The sequence below is a fragment of the Streptomyces sp. NPDC053560 genome, assembly GCF_044544605.1.
GTDB lineage: Bacteria > Actinomycetota > Actinomycetes > Streptomycetales > Streptomycetaceae > Streptomyces.
Genome location: NZ_JBITXI010000003.1, coordinates 128,849 through 142,224 on the forward strand (window position 1 = coordinate 128,849; position 13,376 = coordinate 142,224).

Here is a 13,376-nt window from a genome sequence, read left to right on the forward strand (position 1 = left end):
GGCACGCGCTGGTCTTGATAAGAGTTATCAGCATGCGAGCAGGGAGTGGATCGCACAAGATCCATCCAGGAGGCAGTGGCAATCCGGGGAACAGCGGTGCTCCGGGGGCAGTGGTGCTCCGGGGAGCAGCAACGATCCCGGAGACAGTGGTCCTACTGAGCGCGGCCGGCGTTGGCCGTGTGCTCTGGGAGCCGGTCGTTCTCCGTGTCGTCCCGGGAGTCCTGTGACCGTCGGTAGGACAGGACGAAGGAGAGGATGCCGCAGATGCTCGCGGCGATGCAGGTCGGCGGCTGGGCGCTGCTTTCCACCTGCATCACCCACCGGGCGTCGCCGAGGACGATGCCGAGGGTCTGGCCGAGGACGATGACGACGCCGCCGGCCAGGAAGACGAGGATGCTGAGGCGGAAGAGGGGTTGCAGGAGACGGTGAGCCATGGTGCGGCCTCCGGTTCAGACGGGCAGGACGCCGGTGGCCACCGCGGCGCCGATGAGCAGGATGGGAACGCAGTAGTAGGCGGCCAGCGGCAGGAACGTGCGGGACGGATCGATGCCGGCGATGCCGCTGGCGACGTAGATGGGGGCGCCGGACGGAGGTGATGCGCCCTCGGTGGAGGCGAAGATGAGCACCGCGACGCAGGCGGTGGCGGGCGGCACTCCGGCGCCGACCAGGGAGGAGACGGCGACCGGGCCGATGGCGGCCATGGTGGCGCTGGCGGTGAGGGGAATGGCCACGCCGACGACGAGTACGCCCACGATCAGTGCCATGGCCCACAGCGGGGCATCCACCCCGGCCAGCAGATCCGTCAGCTGCTGCGGAAGCCCCAGCTCTCCCAGCACGTTGGATGCGGAGAAGGCCGCCACGATGGTGACGCCGATGACACCGAACTGGGGTGCCGCGCTGCCCAGCACCTGCCACCACTGACGGCCGGAGCGCGGCAGGTGGCGCCGTCCCAGGATCAGGACCGTGGCGATCAGCAGGACGGGTATCCAGGTGATCAGGCTGATGGCGTCGGACATCGTGGTGCCGGCCCAGTCGCTCAGAGCGGCGCCGGAGGGGCCCTTGGTCAGCAGCAGCGGCACCGCGATCGCGGCAAAGAGGAACAGGCTCGTCCAGCCCGCGCTCAGGCTCCTGCGGAGCGGCATCAGGTCGGCGCGGTCCATCGGCTGGATCTTGTGGCGGCGCACCATGATGAACGCGGCGACCATGCGGTAGCCCAGACACCACAGCCCGCCCAGGAACAGGGGCAGCACGATGTCGTCGGTGGTGGCCATCGACGCCACACCGGCGGTTCCCATGAGGATGAACATGGTGGAGCTGAAGGGGAAGGTCACGCCCATGCCGGCGCCCCCGGCGGCCACGGTGGCCGCGAGCTCGCCGCTGACCTTCGAGCGCTTCATCCAGGGAATCGTCACCGACCCGACCGCCGCGGTCACCGCCGCGCCGACGTGGGCGATGGCGCCGAAGATGCCGGCGGCCAGGGTGGAGGTGTAGACCGGGCCGCCCCGCAACCTTCCCAACAGGGAGTTGAGGATGCCCAGCAGCTGGTCGAGGACGGGAGTGCGGGCGAGCAGATAGCTCATGAAGACGAAGGCCAGCGCGGCGAAGGTGACCTCCTCCTGCAGGGCCTCGGCGAACCCGCTCCACATGACGTGCCCGATGTCCCCGCCGGCGAACAGGCCGGTGACCAGGAAGCCGACGATCAGCGCCTCGCCGATGTTGCGTTTGAGGACGGCATTCCACACGATGATGGCCACCACGTAGCAACCCAGTGCCCATACGGCGATCACGATGCTCCTCCTGGCGTGCCGACGGCCATGGCGCGGATGTCGGCGCGCCGCCGTGCTTCCTCGGCCTCGACTTCGCGGGCGGCGACCAGGACGGAGGCCGCGCGGTCGGCCGGGACGACGGCAACACCGTCGCCGTCCGCCGCCACGAGGTCACCGGGCCGGCAGACCACGCCGCCCACGGCGACCGGCACGCCGACCCGGCCGGGACCGAACTTGTACGGACCGGCCGGAGTGACAGCCCGCGCCCACACCGGGAAGCCCATCTCGGCCAGGACCTCGACGTCGCGGGCTGCGCCGTCGAGCACCATACCCACCACACCGCGAGCCCTGGCGCGCTCGGCGATGAGTTCTCCGATCAATGCGCGGGACACATCGCCCTCACCGTTGACGACCATGATGTCACCGGGCTCGGCAACCTTGATGGCCTGATGAAGCGCCTGATTGTCACCGGCCCGGGTCCACACCGTCAACGCACGGCCCACCGCCCGCGCCCCCGGCCACAACGCGCTGATGCCGGAATCCAGCAGCCCCAGCCGCTCCGTGGCGTCCCCGATGTTCGCTGTCGGCAAGCCCGCGTAGGAGGCCAGCAGTTCCGGGGTCAGCCGGGTGGTGTCACGCAGCCCCTCGGCGCGGCCCGCGAGGAAGTGCAGCCGGCTGATCTCGCGCGCCAGCCCCGTATCGAGGCCGAGCTCCGCCACGAGTTCCGCGGCCGCCGCCACCTCGCGCCCCCGGCGGTCGGCGTGCTTGAACGTACCGTCATACAGACGCTCCAGCGCACTCTCACCGTCGACGAGCTCCTTCGCGATCTGCTCGCGCACCCAGGACTCATCACCGGCCGCACGCCCCGCGTCCACGGCCTCCACGATGACGGCGCCCAGCCCCTTCATGAACAGGCTGCGCAGCAGCTTGCGCGCCGAGGCCGCACCGGGCTCATCACCCAGATCCTCCACCGGCGCCCCGAGAGTGCCGAAGTAGTCCGCGATCACGGAAGCTCCCTGGCCACTGGCCACCAAAGCGGTCCGGTGGCGGTACTTCAGCACTGACCCGATCACCGAAACGTCCGCGAAGACCGCCCGGGAACCCTTGGAGATCACGTCGGCGATATGCCGCTTCAGCTCCGGCGCACCGGCGTTCATATCGGCGTAGACGGCCCTCGCCTGCAGATGCGGGGCCACTTCCTGCGCCACGGCCGGCGCAGCCTTGGCGCCCGTAAGGCTCAGTACCAGGTCACAGCCCTGCACCGCCTCGACCGCCGTGGCCGCACGCGCCACGCCCGCCGGGGTGGGCACATCGCCCGGATCGAACCCGCTCACTTCCCAGTCATGTTCCGCGAAGCCCTTCGCATACAAAGCGCCGGCCTCACCCAGGCCCAGAATTCCGACCTTCACGCCATCTCCTTCTCACACGCTGATAAGTTCTCTCATGGAGTGCGCGAGGATGTTGCTCTGTCGCAACGCGGGCGTCAAGAGCTGGTGAATGATCGATCAAATTCGGCCACTGGTGGGGCCCCCTTGGTGACGCTTTGGGGGTCTGTCGGTGATTAGGGCGCCCCGGCCCGTTCAGCCACTCTCCGGCCGCTCCCAGGCGGGTCACGGCAGGTGGCATTGCCGCAGCGGCGAGCGGATCTTCAGGGTGCTCCGGCCCGAGCCGATGGTCCGCTAGATACCTGGGTGCTGGTGGACCAGTTCGAAGAGGTATTCAGCCTCTTCGGCCGCTGCACCGAACTCCCGGCCCTGGCCTCCGCACTCAATGACGCCACCCTCCTGACCGGCCCGATGGCAGCGGAGCAGCTGCGGGCCGCCGTCGTCCGCCCCGCGCAGGCCCGCGGCCTGAACATGGAAGGCGAGCTGACCGCCCGCACCCTGGAAGAGGTCACCGGCGAGCCCGGCGCAGCCGCTGGTGTCCCACGCACTGCTGGAGACCTGGCAGCACCCACCGCCCCACAACCCGTACCGGATTCACCACCGCCGACGCCGGCACCACCACTGACACCGACACCGTCCTCGACCGGCTTGCCCGCCCTCGCCTACTCAGCCGACAGCCGGACGCTGGCCGCCACGTACAACGGCAGCGACTGCGGCACTCGCAGCACGGTGCAGCTGTGGGATGTTGCGAGGCGGCGTCCACGGCCACCTTCTCCGGCCGTGCTCCCACCCTGTTCACGGTCGCCTTCTCCACCGGATGGCAAGACGCTCGCCACCGCCGGAGCGAGCCTCGCGGTACGCCTGTGGGACCTCAACACCGACCGAGCCACAGCGGACATCTGCGCCCTGAGCCGCACGACCGCCGGCGGAACTTGGTGCCTGCGCTACCGGAGGACTCCCTGTGCGGCTGACGCGAAGTTATGGGCGCTCTCGGACTGGACGATGGTCGCCGCCCCGCAGTCAACTGCCCATTTCCACCTCCCCCGTTCAACTGGTCATCACGCTGTAGTGCGCGGCGATGCGGTCACCCGACAGTTCGTACGAGTACACCGCCACCTTGCCGATGCCACCGGGGAAGAAGGAGCGGAGCCCCGCGGTGGCGATGCGCATGGGGGACGTGGTGTTCGCGGGCTCGATATTGAGCGTGGCGAGGGAGTCCTGGTCCCGCTGGTCACCATTCTTGAGTCCGCCGAGGGAGTACGCGGACCACACCCAGGTCGCCATGGTGAGGAGGGCCGCCGTGGCCAGGCCGGCCGCGGCCCAGCGCAGGTATGCCGCCCTCCGGTGGCCCATGCCCCATGGTCCTGCGCCGGCCACGGGCCGCATAGGGAGGACGCGGCGAGCGGGTTCTGCGGACTCGAACTGGGTGGCAACCGGTCCGCTCTGCAGCCGGCTCTGGAGCCAAGATCGATTGTCAGTGGTGGGTGAGAAGGTATGAGTACCGAGTGGGAAGAGGGGGACCAGTCATGTCAGCAGTGATGTCCGGAAGCCAGAACTACATCAACCACGTTGCTCTCGTGTTGGATGCCAGTTCGTCCATGTCACACCTGAGCCGCAAGGTCGTCGACGTCGCCGACCAGCAGATCGCCTATCTCGCCCGCCGTTCGAAGGAACTGGACCAGGAAACCCGCGTCACGGTGTACGTCTTCGCCGACAAGGTGGAGTGCGTCATCTACGACAAGGACGTGCTGCGGATGCCGTCCCTGAAGCAGCTCTACCGGGTCGGCGGCATGACGGCTCTGCTGGCGGCCACACTGAAGTCGCAGCAGGAGCTGGCGCAGACCGCTCAACTGTACGGCGACCACAGCTTCCTGACCTTTGTACTGACCGATGGACAGGAGAACGCAAGCCACCGCTGCCCGGATGCCCCTGCCGGGAATCCGCGTGAACTGGTGCAGGCTGTATCCACGTTGATGGCGACACAGGAGGACAACTGGACGCTGGCCGTCCTGGTGCCGGACCAGATGGGCAAGCGCGAGGCCATGCAGTGTGGCTTCCCGAAGGACAACATCGCCATCTGGGACGCCACCAGCACCCAGGGCCTGGAGGAGGCAGGGCAGGTCATCCAGCAGGCCACCGAGAACTTCATGGTGGGCCGGGCCAACGGCATCCGGGGATCGCGCGCGGTGTTCTCCACGGGTGCGGAGGCGGTCAACAAGGACACCATCAAGAAGGCCGGCCTCACCCCGGTGAACCCGTCGGAGTACCAGCTGATTCCGGTGGCTCGCGCGGCGGCGATACGTGAGTGGGTCGTGGAATGCGGTCACACGTACCGCACCGGTTGTGCCTTCTACCAGCTGAGCAAGTCCGAGAAGGTCCAGGCGCGGAAGCAGATCGCGGTGCTGGAGAAGAAGACGGACCGGGTGTACACGGGGCCGCAGGCCCGATCCCTGCTCGGCCTGCCGGACGCGGAAGTCCGCATCACCCCGGACCACAACGACGACTTCACGATCTTCGTGCAGAGCACCAGCGTGAACCGCAAGCTCGTACCGCACACACGGCTCCTGCTGATGATCTGAGCCTGAGGCAGGCATCGGAGGGGCTCCGCCGGCACGGTCCGGCGGAGCCCCTCCGCGTGCAGAGAAGCAGTGGTGCGCAAGCAGTGCCTACGCGGATCCGGCAGCACGTCAATCACAGCAATCACAACAATCACAGCGGCAACGATCTGACCCTGTAGTTCTCACCGCCGTAGAGGGACTCGTAACGAATGTCGATGAGCATGCGCTGGGCGATGAGGTCCCAGAACCAACCGTGTTCGTCTCCGTCGAAATCGTCGATGTGTATCAGGAAAACCTTCTGCCCCACGAGGACGGCTCCTCCCCCGACCAAGGTGGAGACCTTGGGTTGCATCGGGAACGACCGGATCACCGTGCGGTAGGTCTCCAGGTCCCACTGCCCGATGACCTCCCCGTCGAACGTCACTACGGTCTCGATCACGATTGCCGGTCCGAGACCGGCGTTGATGACCTCAAGACGCGCGATGTTGTCCTTGAATTCCTTCACCCTGCGGATCTGCAGCAGGGGACGCACGGACTGCCGGTTGTGTTCCCGGACCACCTTGGTTTGAGCAAAGCTGATCGCCAGAGAGCCAAGCGCTATCGCGGACGCGCAGACAGCAATGCCCGTATCGGTGTCCACCGTCGCCCCCACTCTCGTGCGGCTTTCGGTGGAGGACGAGCTCGGCCTACACGCGGTTCCACTCATGAGGCATTCCTCGCACCTGGCACACCAACTGATACCTCCGCACCCACCCCGACCCGGCGCCCAGCGTCGCGAGCATCACGTGCCGACCTTGGCTTGAACCCTTCTCGCCTCCCGTCACCTTCGTTTCGAAGACGTCAGGGCGCGGCGGAGCCTTCGATTGCCCCGAACCACCAGCGGGAAAGTCCGACGCGCATGGACGCGCGATGAACTGTGCTCCCCACCGGGTCAGGTTTTCTGGCGCGCGGTAGCGGTCAGCGAGCCGAGGAGGGTGAGGGCCTCGCTGCTGGGCGAGGCGGGCTCGGCGTGGTACACGACGAGTTCCTGCCCCGGGGCGGCGCGGACGTCGAAGGTCTGCATCGTCAGCGTCAGGGGCCCGACGTCACGGTGGACGAAGCGTTTGCTCTCCAGTGCCTTGCCCCGGGCATCGTGGCGTGCCCACAGGTCGGCGAACTCAGCGCTGCTGTCCAGCAGTTCGGTCAGTACCTGCCGCACCCGCGGGTGGCCCGGAGCCGCTCCGTGGTTGAGCCGGAAACCGGCAACGGAGTTGCGCGCGACCTCGTGCCAGTCGCGGTAGAAGGCGCGGGCGGCCGGGTCGGTGAACACCACGTGCAGGAGGTTGCGTGAGTGCGCCCAGCCGTGGAAGAGCGCGTCGGCGATCGCGTTCGATGCCAGGACGTCGTACGCGTGGTTGTAGACGATGGCCGGGTTGTGCGGCCAAGCGTCCATCAGGGCCAGCAGACTCGGCTCGACCCTGTCCACCGTGGCAGCAGCCCGGGGCTGCGGGCCGAGACCGGCAAGCCGGAAGAGGTGCAGTCGGCCGTCTTCGTCCAGCCGCAGCGCGGCGGCCAGGGCGTCGAGCACCTGCGCGGAGGGCGTACGCTCCCGGCCCTGCTCCAGACGTACGTAGTAGTCGGCGCTGACCCCCGCGAGCAGCGCCACCTCCTCGCGCCGCAATCCCGGTACCCGGCGGTGCCCCGTGACCGGGATATTCGCCTCGGCCGGAGTGATTCGGGCGCGGCGGGTGGTGAGGTAGGCGCCGAGTTCTGAGCGTGCCATGCCACCATCGTAGGTGCGGGCCCTCCCATCTTCCTGGGTGCGCTGCACCCAGGAACAGGTCGCCCTTCCTGCGAGTGCACCGGCCGGGCCAGGTTTGACGCCATGACCAGACAGCAATTCGCACCGCGAAGCGCACAGCAAGACGCACCGGGAAGCGCACAGCAAAACGCGCCGCGAAATGCACAGCGTTCCGAAAGCGCCATGCCGACCGCCCCCAAGGTCGTCCTCGTGACCGGTGCCAGCAGTGGCATCGGCGCGGCCGTGGCCACTCGGCTCGTAGCGGACGGGCACCAGGTGGTTGCGGGGGCCCGCCGCACCGACCGGTTGCAGGCGCTGGCCGAGACCACGGCCGGGGCAGCCGACCGCTCCGGCGGCGGTCTGTTCCCCGTACGGCTGGACGTAACGGACCGCGCGGACGTCGCTGATTTCGTGGCAGCCGCGCGCGAGCGCTACGGCCGGGTCGACGTCCTGGTCAGTAATGCCGGCATCATGCCTCTGTCGCGCCTGGACTCCCTGCTCGTCGACGAGTGGGACCGGATGATCGACGTCAACGTACGTGGCCTCCTGCACGGCATCGCCGCTGCGCTGCCCGTGTTCACCGCACAGGGCTCGGGGCACTTCGTCACCGTCGCGAGCACCGGCGCCCGCGAGGTCGTGCCCACCGCCGCCGTCTACTGCGGCACCAAATACGCGGCCAGGGCGATCACCGAGGGCCTGCGCCAGGAGTCCTCCCCCTTCATCCGGGTCACGACCGTCTCACCCGGCGTCGTCACTTCCGAGCTCGCCGACACCATCACCGACCCGGGGGCCGCCGAGGCCATGCGCACCTACCGCGCCCATGCGATCGGGCCCGACGCCATCGCCGGAGCCGTCTCCTACGCCCTGGCCCAGCCGCCCGACGTCGACGTCAACGAGATCGTCGTACGCCCCGTGCACCAGCGTTGACACCCACCGAAAACCAACCAGAGCACTCAAGCAGAGCACCCACCCGGAGACGCCCATGACCACGACCCCGCACCGCCCCGCCGCCCCCGCCAGGTGGGACCTCACCGGGCGAGTCGCCGTCGTGACCGGAGCCGCCCGCGGCATCGGCCACGCCACCGCCACACTGCTGCACGCCCGCGGCGCCCGACTGGTCGTCACCGACCGTTCCGAGGCCGTCGAGGAGCTCGCCGCAAAGGACCCGGACAACATCGCCGCACTCGTCGGCGACGTTGCCGACGAGGCGCTCGCCCGGGCCACGGCGGCCCTCGCGACCAGCCGCTTCGGCTCGCTCGACATCCTGGTCAACAACGCCGGCCGCACCTTGAACAAGCCGGTCACCGAGACCACCGTCGAGGACTTCGACGACATTCTGCGCGTCAACGCCCGCGGCAACTTCGTCCAGGCACGTGAGGCGTTCCGCGCCATGGAAGTCAGTGGTGGCGGCGCGATCGTCTCCATCGCATCCGTGTCGTCACTCGTCGCCTTCGCCACACAGACCGCCTACGCGGCGTCGAAGGGCGCCCTGGCTCAGATCACCCGGGTGCTGGCCATCGAGGGCGGTCCCAAGGGCATCCGCTCCAACGCCGTGCTCCCCGGGGTCGTCGACACCGACATCATGGAGGGCGTCGTCGACAACGGCCGCGAGATGCTCGCCTCCTTCGGCTCCGCGCACCCGATCGGACGGATCGGGCACCCCCACGAGGTCGCCGAAGCCGTCGCCTTCCTCGCCTCCGACGCCGCCTCCTTCATCACCGGCGCGCTCTTGACCGCCGATGGCGGCTGGACCGCCCAGTAAGGGTGGACGCGGCGGGCAGCAACACGTCCTTACGTTTCTCCGCGGCGTACGCGATTCGCCCCGGCAGGTCCCGCCTCCGCGGGGGTGCGCTCGGAACCGAAGAAGTTCACCAGCGCCCTGGCCGTCTCCTCCGGCCGGTCCTCGGCGATGAAGTGGCCGGCGCCGGGGATCGTGACGCGTTCAGCGCCGGGGATGGCGGCGGCGAGCCGGTCGCCCGTGGCGGGTGGCAGCCACTGGTCCTCCGCGCCCCACAGAACGAGGGTGGGAGCAGTGACTTCACCCAGGCATGCCACGGCCTCGCGGGTGTCCTCGAAGCTGACGGCGCAGACCTGGTCGATCCAGCGCTGTTGCCCTTCGGCGCCCGCCCAGGGGGCACGGTAGGCCTCTGCGGCTTCTTCGGACATCGGCCGGTGGACTGCGGTGCGGAGGCGGGCGGTGACCAGGTCGTCGAAGATGTGGAGCGGCATTGTCCGGTACGCCTCGGCGTAGCGCTGCTGGTGTTCGGTGAAGGGGGTGTTCCAGGGGCCGAGGACGGCGGCGTCGAGGAGCGCGATCCGGGCGGCCGGTACGCCTTCGAGCAGGTGGGCGCGCATGACGACGCCACCGCCGATGTCGTGTCCGACGAGCGCGGGAGCCGCGAGACCCCAGTGCTCGACGAGTTCGGCGAGGGTGCGGGCCTGTTGGGCGATGGAGGGAGTGACCCGGGGGTCGAGGTCGCGATCGAGGCGGGAGGCGCCGAAGCCGAGGAGGTCCCAGACGTAGACGGTGTGGTGGCGGTCGAGAGTGGGGACGGCGTTCCGCCAGAGGTAGGAGGAGGCGGGCGTGCCGTGGACGAGGACGACGGGTGGGCCGTCACCGAAGACGCCGGTGGCCACCTCGCCGGCGGTGACCTGTACGTACTGGTGGAGGTGCCACGGGCGGTTGCGGGAGTGCGTGGTCATACCGACCCCTCCATAGATAATGGGTATACTCGCCTTTCTTCGATTACCGTAGCATGGAGTAAGGCTTGAAGTTTCTTTTTTTCGATTACGCGCTCGGGGCGGGCGTCGCCACCGACCTGATCAATACCTCTGCCCTGGTGCGCAGAAGCACCGGCGAAACGCTCACAGAACCGGCCGCGCTCGGCCGGTTCCTCAGCGAGCACCGCGCCCCCGTGGACGCCATGACCTCCGATGGCCATCCGACCCAGCGGGACCTGGAGGCGGTGCTGGCACTCCGTCATGAGCTGCGCGCCCTCTTGGAGTCCGACAGCGAGGACCGCGTGGCCGACGGTGCGAACGCCATGGTCGCCACGGCAGGGGCGGGGCCGCTCCTGGAGCGGGATGCGGACGGCCGCTGGCAGTGGTACGTCGCCACCAAGCCACAGGCGTCGCTCGCCGAAGGGCTCGCCGCAATGATCGGCACCGGCCTTCTCGGAGTGTTGCGCACCCTGTCCCACGACCGCATCCGCCACTGCGCCTCGCCCGTGTGCGACGGGATGTTCGTCGACACCAGCAAGGCGGGCCGACGCCGGTACTGCATGCCCGACCTGTGCGGCAACCGCCTCAACGTCGCCAAGCACCGCGCCCGCCGACAAGCCGGCGCGGGCCAGAACAGCGAGTAACACGACGACGAGGAAAGGTGAGGGCCCACCGCACCGGGCGACCGAGGGGGCTCCGCTCGGCAGTTGCCATGGCTACCCCGTTCGACCTGCCGACCGTGTGCGGTGCCGGGTACGCGCTGCGGGGCGCCCATATCTACTGGCGGGCTATGCCGTTTCGTTTGGATCAGCGTGCCCATCAGAGGAAGATGCCCGCGATGTGGCACCCGGCCCTGCGAGAAGGAATGAAGCGATGACATTGCATGCCGATATGGCCGAGTTGCTGGCGGAGGCCGGCATCCTCGACGTGGACGTCGAGGATGCCGTCGCGGACGAGCACGTCCGGTCGTCCGCGTACCAACGCGTCGTCTCGGTGATCGCTTCGTCGCGGAGCCGCGACCGGGACCGCGCGATCGTGGCCACGATCCTGCGCGACCCCAACGAGATTTCGTCCAAGGCGGCGGTGGTCGCCCTCGTGGACAGGATCGCGATGAAGGTGACCGGTCCTGCCGAGTTCCGGCAGTGGTCGGCCGAACTACTGCCGGAGATCGACCAGCTCAAGACGGAGGGGTACCGCGAGTTCATCCGCCGCCGCATCCACGACTGGCTGTTCCATCTGTCCATCAAGGACGGTCACGTGCCGACGCCGGCCGAGTTGGCCAAGGTCACGGACTGGATGCAGCGCGTCCTCGCCGAGAAGTCGACGTCGCCGGCGGTACTCGCCCTGCTCGCCGAGTCAGCCAACACCAAGAAGACACGGAACATCGCGAAGAACCGAGCCGGAAGCCGCAAGCTGAGAACGCAATGAGTCGGTAGTGGTGGGCCGTATGGGGCACCATCCGCGACAAGTGGGGAGCCTTGGGCCGGGAGGCCGGCAAGCTCGGATTTCCCCTCGGTGACGAGCCGACCAATCCGGACGGCCAGGGCAAGCGCCAGCAGTTCGAGGGCGGCACCGTCCCCTGGCATCCCACACTGTCCAACGGCGCGCACCCCGTGTGGGGACGAATCGGGGAGCTGTGAGGAGAGGACGGCTGGGAGGGCGGGCGTTCGGCTACCCCACGGAGGACGGCTTCCTCAACGCCCGCACCGATTTCGTCGGGGCCTGGGAGCAGGCGTGGAGCCTGGCGCCCTACCCGAACGGAGTCAGTAACACGGAGCGCCGGTCCCTGTATGAACGGTTCGCCTGCCATGCGGTCTTCGCGGACAAGGACGCGCCCGGACACTGGAACACCGGGCCGAGCTGGGGTCTGGAATCCTGGCGCAGCGACGTCAGCATGGACTATGCGACAAGTCCGCTCTACGTCCTGAAGCATCGGTGCAACTGGGACTGACTGCGTCCCGCGGGCGGCCTGCCCCCTGCGCCGCCCGACGCGAGAGAACTGGAACTCGCCCCGGCACGACGCGGACCAGCCTGGGTTTGATGTGTTAGTTCACACTCTCCGCCTTCGTTTCGAAGACGCCAGGGCGCGGCGGCGCCTTCGATCATTCACCCAGCGGTCAGGGCGAGCGGCACCTGCCACCGCCCACTTACGACCGCAGGTGGGCTGCACGGAGCGCAGATCGGGAAGCCTGACTCCCGTGTCTCATAAGAGCCCTTTGGAGGCAATGACGCGTTTCTGACTGACGTGGCGGCCGGTCGGCAGGAAGGATCAAGCGCGGCCAGGGGGTCGAGCCGTTGAGCACCGACCCCGTCCTGTGTCTACCCACTGAGGAGCATTTGTTGATCACGCGCCGTTCGGCCGCGCTCGCCGCGCTGGCCGTTGCTGCCGCAACGCTCACAGCACCCAGCGCACACGCTGCCGACACCCCCGACACGTCCGCGCCCGTCGCCGCAGCCTCCATCACCCGTGCCGAAGTGCTGGCCCGTACGAAGTTCTGGTTCGATCGCCAGGTGCCCTACAGCCAGAAGCGCACCGCTCCCGACCCGCAGGGCAGGGGGTACCGCACCGATTCCAGCGGCTATGCCTCCATGGTTCTGAAGCTGCCCGCGCCGGGACGCAACACCCAGGGGCTGGCCGACCCCGCCATCACCCAGAAGATCACCAAGGATCAGCTCCAGGTCGGTGACCTGCTCCTCAACAAGACCAGGCACGTCGTGATCTTCGCCGGCTGGGCCAACGCGGCCAAGACCAAGTACTGGACGTACGAGCAGACCCCGCCGAAGGTCCAGAACCGCATCGCTCCGTACCCGTACTACCCCAACAACGGGAAGTTCGAGCCCTACCGCTACAGGTTCATCAAGTAGCACTCGCAGTCGGCGGAGCCCCCGCCCGCCTGAAGGCGGGTGATAACGCTGTTGACACTCAGCGGCCAGGCCATCGGCCACGACTGCCGCTGATCTCGGCGTTATCACCCGCCTCGGTCTGTTGTTCAACTGCCGGAGGGCCGTCGTCCGGCGAGCTCGACGCCTGGGTTTCACGACGCGTCCTGGGTGCGGCGGCTCCGATTCCGGCGGCGCCGATTCCGGTGGCGCGAAGCAGCAACGAAAGTGCAGGGTAAACGATGACTTTCGTCGATGCCGCGCGGGGTGCCGCGCTTTCTAATCT

At 68.4% G+C, this 13,376-nt stretch carries 15 protein-coding genes and 1 pseudogene; 9 read left to right on the forward strand and 7 right to left on the reverse strand.

The features are described from left to right. Positions 1 to 152: 152 nt before the first annotated feature. Genes ACIGQF_RS07380 through ACIGQF_RS07390 form a run of 3 tightly spaced genes read right to left on the reverse strand, consistent with a single transcriptional unit; the run spans position 153 to position 3,175 of the window. Positions 153 to 434 carry a hypothetical protein gene (locus tag ACIGQF_RS07380; protein ID WP_399706712.1) on the reverse strand — a complete coding sequence of 94 codons (282 nt, stop codon included), beginning with the start codon at positions 432 to 434 and terminating at the stop codon, positions 153 to 155. Between the two features lie 15 nt (positions 435 to 449). Then, positions 450 to 1,787 carry a TRAP transporter large permease subunit gene (locus ACIGQF_RS07385; RefSeq protein WP_399706715.1) on the reverse strand — a complete coding sequence of 446 codons (1,338 nt, stop codon included), beginning with the start codon at positions 1,785 to 1,787 and terminating at the stop codon, positions 450 to 452. Next, complete coding sequence (locus ACIGQF_RS07390) at positions 1,784 to 3,175, reverse strand: DUF1932 domain-containing protein (RefSeq protein ID WP_399706716.1); 1,392 nt, start codon at positions 3,173 to 3,175, stop codon at positions 1,784 to 1,786. The genes ACIGQF_RS07385 and ACIGQF_RS07390 overlap by 4 nt, the downstream gene beginning before the upstream one ends. Positions 3,176 to 3,463: 288 nt before the next feature. Between ACIGQF_RS07390 and ACIGQF_RS07395 the strand changes: the two are divergent. Beyond that, positions 3,464 to 3,619: pseudogene (locus ACIGQF_RS07395) on the forward strand (hypothetical protein); the annotation flags it as partial. 579 nt (positions 3,620 to 4,198) lie between these two features. On the opposite strand, the gene ACIGQF_RS07400 reads toward ACIGQF_RS07395, so the two are convergent. Further along, entirely contained in the window at positions 4,199 to 4,504 is a 306-nt protein-coding gene (locus ACIGQF_RS07400; RefSeq protein ID WP_399707649.1) for a hypothetical protein, read from the reverse strand. A 185-nt stretch (positions 4,505 to 4,689) separates the two neighbouring features. Here ACIGQF_RS07400 and ACIGQF_RS07405 point away from each other — a divergent pair, with 185 nt between their 5' ends. Continuing rightward, the gene (locus tag ACIGQF_RS07405) at positions 4,690 to 5,730 is read left to right on the forward strand and encodes a vWA domain-containing protein (protein ID WP_399707611.1); all 1,041 of its coding nucleotides are present in this window, start codon (positions 4,690 to 4,692) and stop codon (positions 5,728 to 5,730) included. A 130-nt stretch (positions 5,731 to 5,860) separates the two neighbouring features. Here the strand turns inward: ACIGQF_RS07405 and ACIGQF_RS07410 are convergent, their stop codons facing one another. Beyond that, positions 5,861 to 6,349: a hypothetical protein gene (locus ACIGQF_RS07410; RefSeq protein WP_399706719.1), complete on the reverse strand. Its 489-nt coding sequence runs from the start codon at positions 6,347 to 6,349 to the stop codon at positions 5,861 to 5,863. Between the two features lie 291 nt (positions 6,350 to 6,640). Continuing rightward, entirely contained in the window at positions 6,641 to 7,471 is an 831-nt protein-coding gene (locus tag ACIGQF_RS07415; RefSeq protein ID WP_399706722.1) for a helix-turn-helix domain-containing protein, read from the reverse strand. 201 nt (positions 7,472 to 7,672) lie between these two features. Here ACIGQF_RS07415 and ACIGQF_RS07420 point away from each other — a divergent pair, with 201 nt between their 5' ends. After that, complete coding sequence (locus ACIGQF_RS07420) at positions 7,673 to 8,416, forward strand: SDR family oxidoreductase (RefSeq protein WP_399706724.1); 744 nt, start codon at positions 7,673 to 7,675, stop codon at positions 8,414 to 8,416. Between the two features lie 55 nt (positions 8,417 to 8,471). Further along, positions 8,472 to 9,251 (forward strand): SDR family NAD(P)-dependent oxidoreductase, encoded by a 780-nt coding sequence (locus ACIGQF_RS07425; RefSeq protein WP_399706725.1) that lies wholly within the window; start codon positions 8,472 to 8,474, stop codon positions 9,249 to 9,251. Positions 9,252 to 9,280: 29 nt separating this feature from the next. Here the strand turns inward: ACIGQF_RS07425 and ACIGQF_RS07430 are convergent, their stop codons facing one another. Continuing rightward, entirely contained in the window at positions 9,281 to 10,192 is a 912-nt protein-coding gene (locus ACIGQF_RS07430; protein WP_399706728.1) for an alpha/beta fold hydrolase, read from the reverse strand. Between the two features lie 65 nt (positions 10,193 to 10,257). Between ACIGQF_RS07430 and ACIGQF_RS07435 the strand changes: the two genes are divergently transcribed. The 5 genes from ACIGQF_RS07435 to ACIGQF_RS07455 all read left to right on the forward strand — a co-directional run bounded on the left by ACIGQF_RS07435 (position 10,258) and on the right by ACIGQF_RS07455 (position 13,075). Beyond that, complete coding sequence (locus ACIGQF_RS07435; protein ID WP_399706730.1) at positions 10,258 to 10,854, forward strand: CGNR zinc finger domain-containing protein; 597 nt, start codon at positions 10,258 to 10,260, stop codon at positions 10,852 to 10,854. 229 nt (positions 10,855 to 11,083) lie between these two features. Continuing rightward, a complete protein-coding gene (locus ACIGQF_RS07440) occupies positions 11,084 to 11,638 on the forward strand; it encodes a hypothetical protein (protein ID WP_399706732.1) in 555 nt (184 codons plus the stop codon). 50 nt (positions 11,639 to 11,688) lie between these two features. Next, a complete protein-coding gene (locus ACIGQF_RS07445) occupies positions 11,689 to 11,850 on the forward strand; it encodes a hypothetical protein (protein WP_399706734.1) in 162 nt (53 codons plus the stop codon). After that, a complete protein-coding gene (locus tag ACIGQF_RS07450) occupies positions 11,847 to 12,161 on the forward strand; it encodes a hypothetical protein (RefSeq protein ID WP_399706736.1) in 315 nt (104 codons plus the stop codon). Before ACIGQF_RS07445 ends, ACIGQF_RS07450 begins: the two co-directional genes overlap by 4 nt. Before the next feature lie 389 nt (positions 12,162 to 12,550). After that, entirely contained in the window at positions 12,551 to 13,075 is a 525-nt protein-coding gene (locus ACIGQF_RS07455; protein ID WP_399706738.1) for a hypothetical protein, read from the forward strand. Positions 13,076 to 13,376 lie beyond the last annotated feature (301 nt).

Coding starts and splice junctions, on each gene's coding strand:
- ACIGQF_RS07440 (WP_399706732.1), top strand. CDS start 11,084: ATGACATTGCATGCCGATATGGCCGAGTTGCTGGCGGAGGCCGGCATC.
- ACIGQF_RS07425 (WP_399706725.1), top strand. CDS start 8,472: ATGACCACGACCCCGCACCGCCCCGCCGCCCCCGCCAGGTGGGACCTC.
- ACIGQF_RS07405 (WP_399707611.1), top strand. CDS start 4,690: ATGTCCGGAAGCCAGAACTACATCAACCACGTTGCTCTCGTGTTGGAT.
- ACIGQF_RS07415 (WP_399706722.1), bottom strand. CDS start 7,471: ATGGCACGCTCAGAACTCGGCGCCTACCTCACCACCCGCCGCGCCCGA.
- ACIGQF_RS07430 (WP_399706728.1), bottom strand. CDS start 10,192: ATGACCACGCACTCCCGCAACCGCCCGTGGCACCTCCACCAGTACGTA.
- ACIGQF_RS07400 (WP_399707649.1), bottom strand. CDS start 4,504: ATGGGCCACCGGAGGGCGGCATACCTGCGCTGGGCCGCGGCCGGCCTG.
- ACIGQF_RS07380 (WP_399706712.1), bottom strand. CDS start 434: ATGGCTCACCGTCTCCTGCAACCCCTCTTCCGCCTCAGCATCCTCGTC.
- ACIGQF_RS07420 (WP_399706724.1), top strand. CDS start 7,673: ATGCCGACCGCCCCCAAGGTCGTCCTCGTGACCGGTGCCAGCAGTGGC.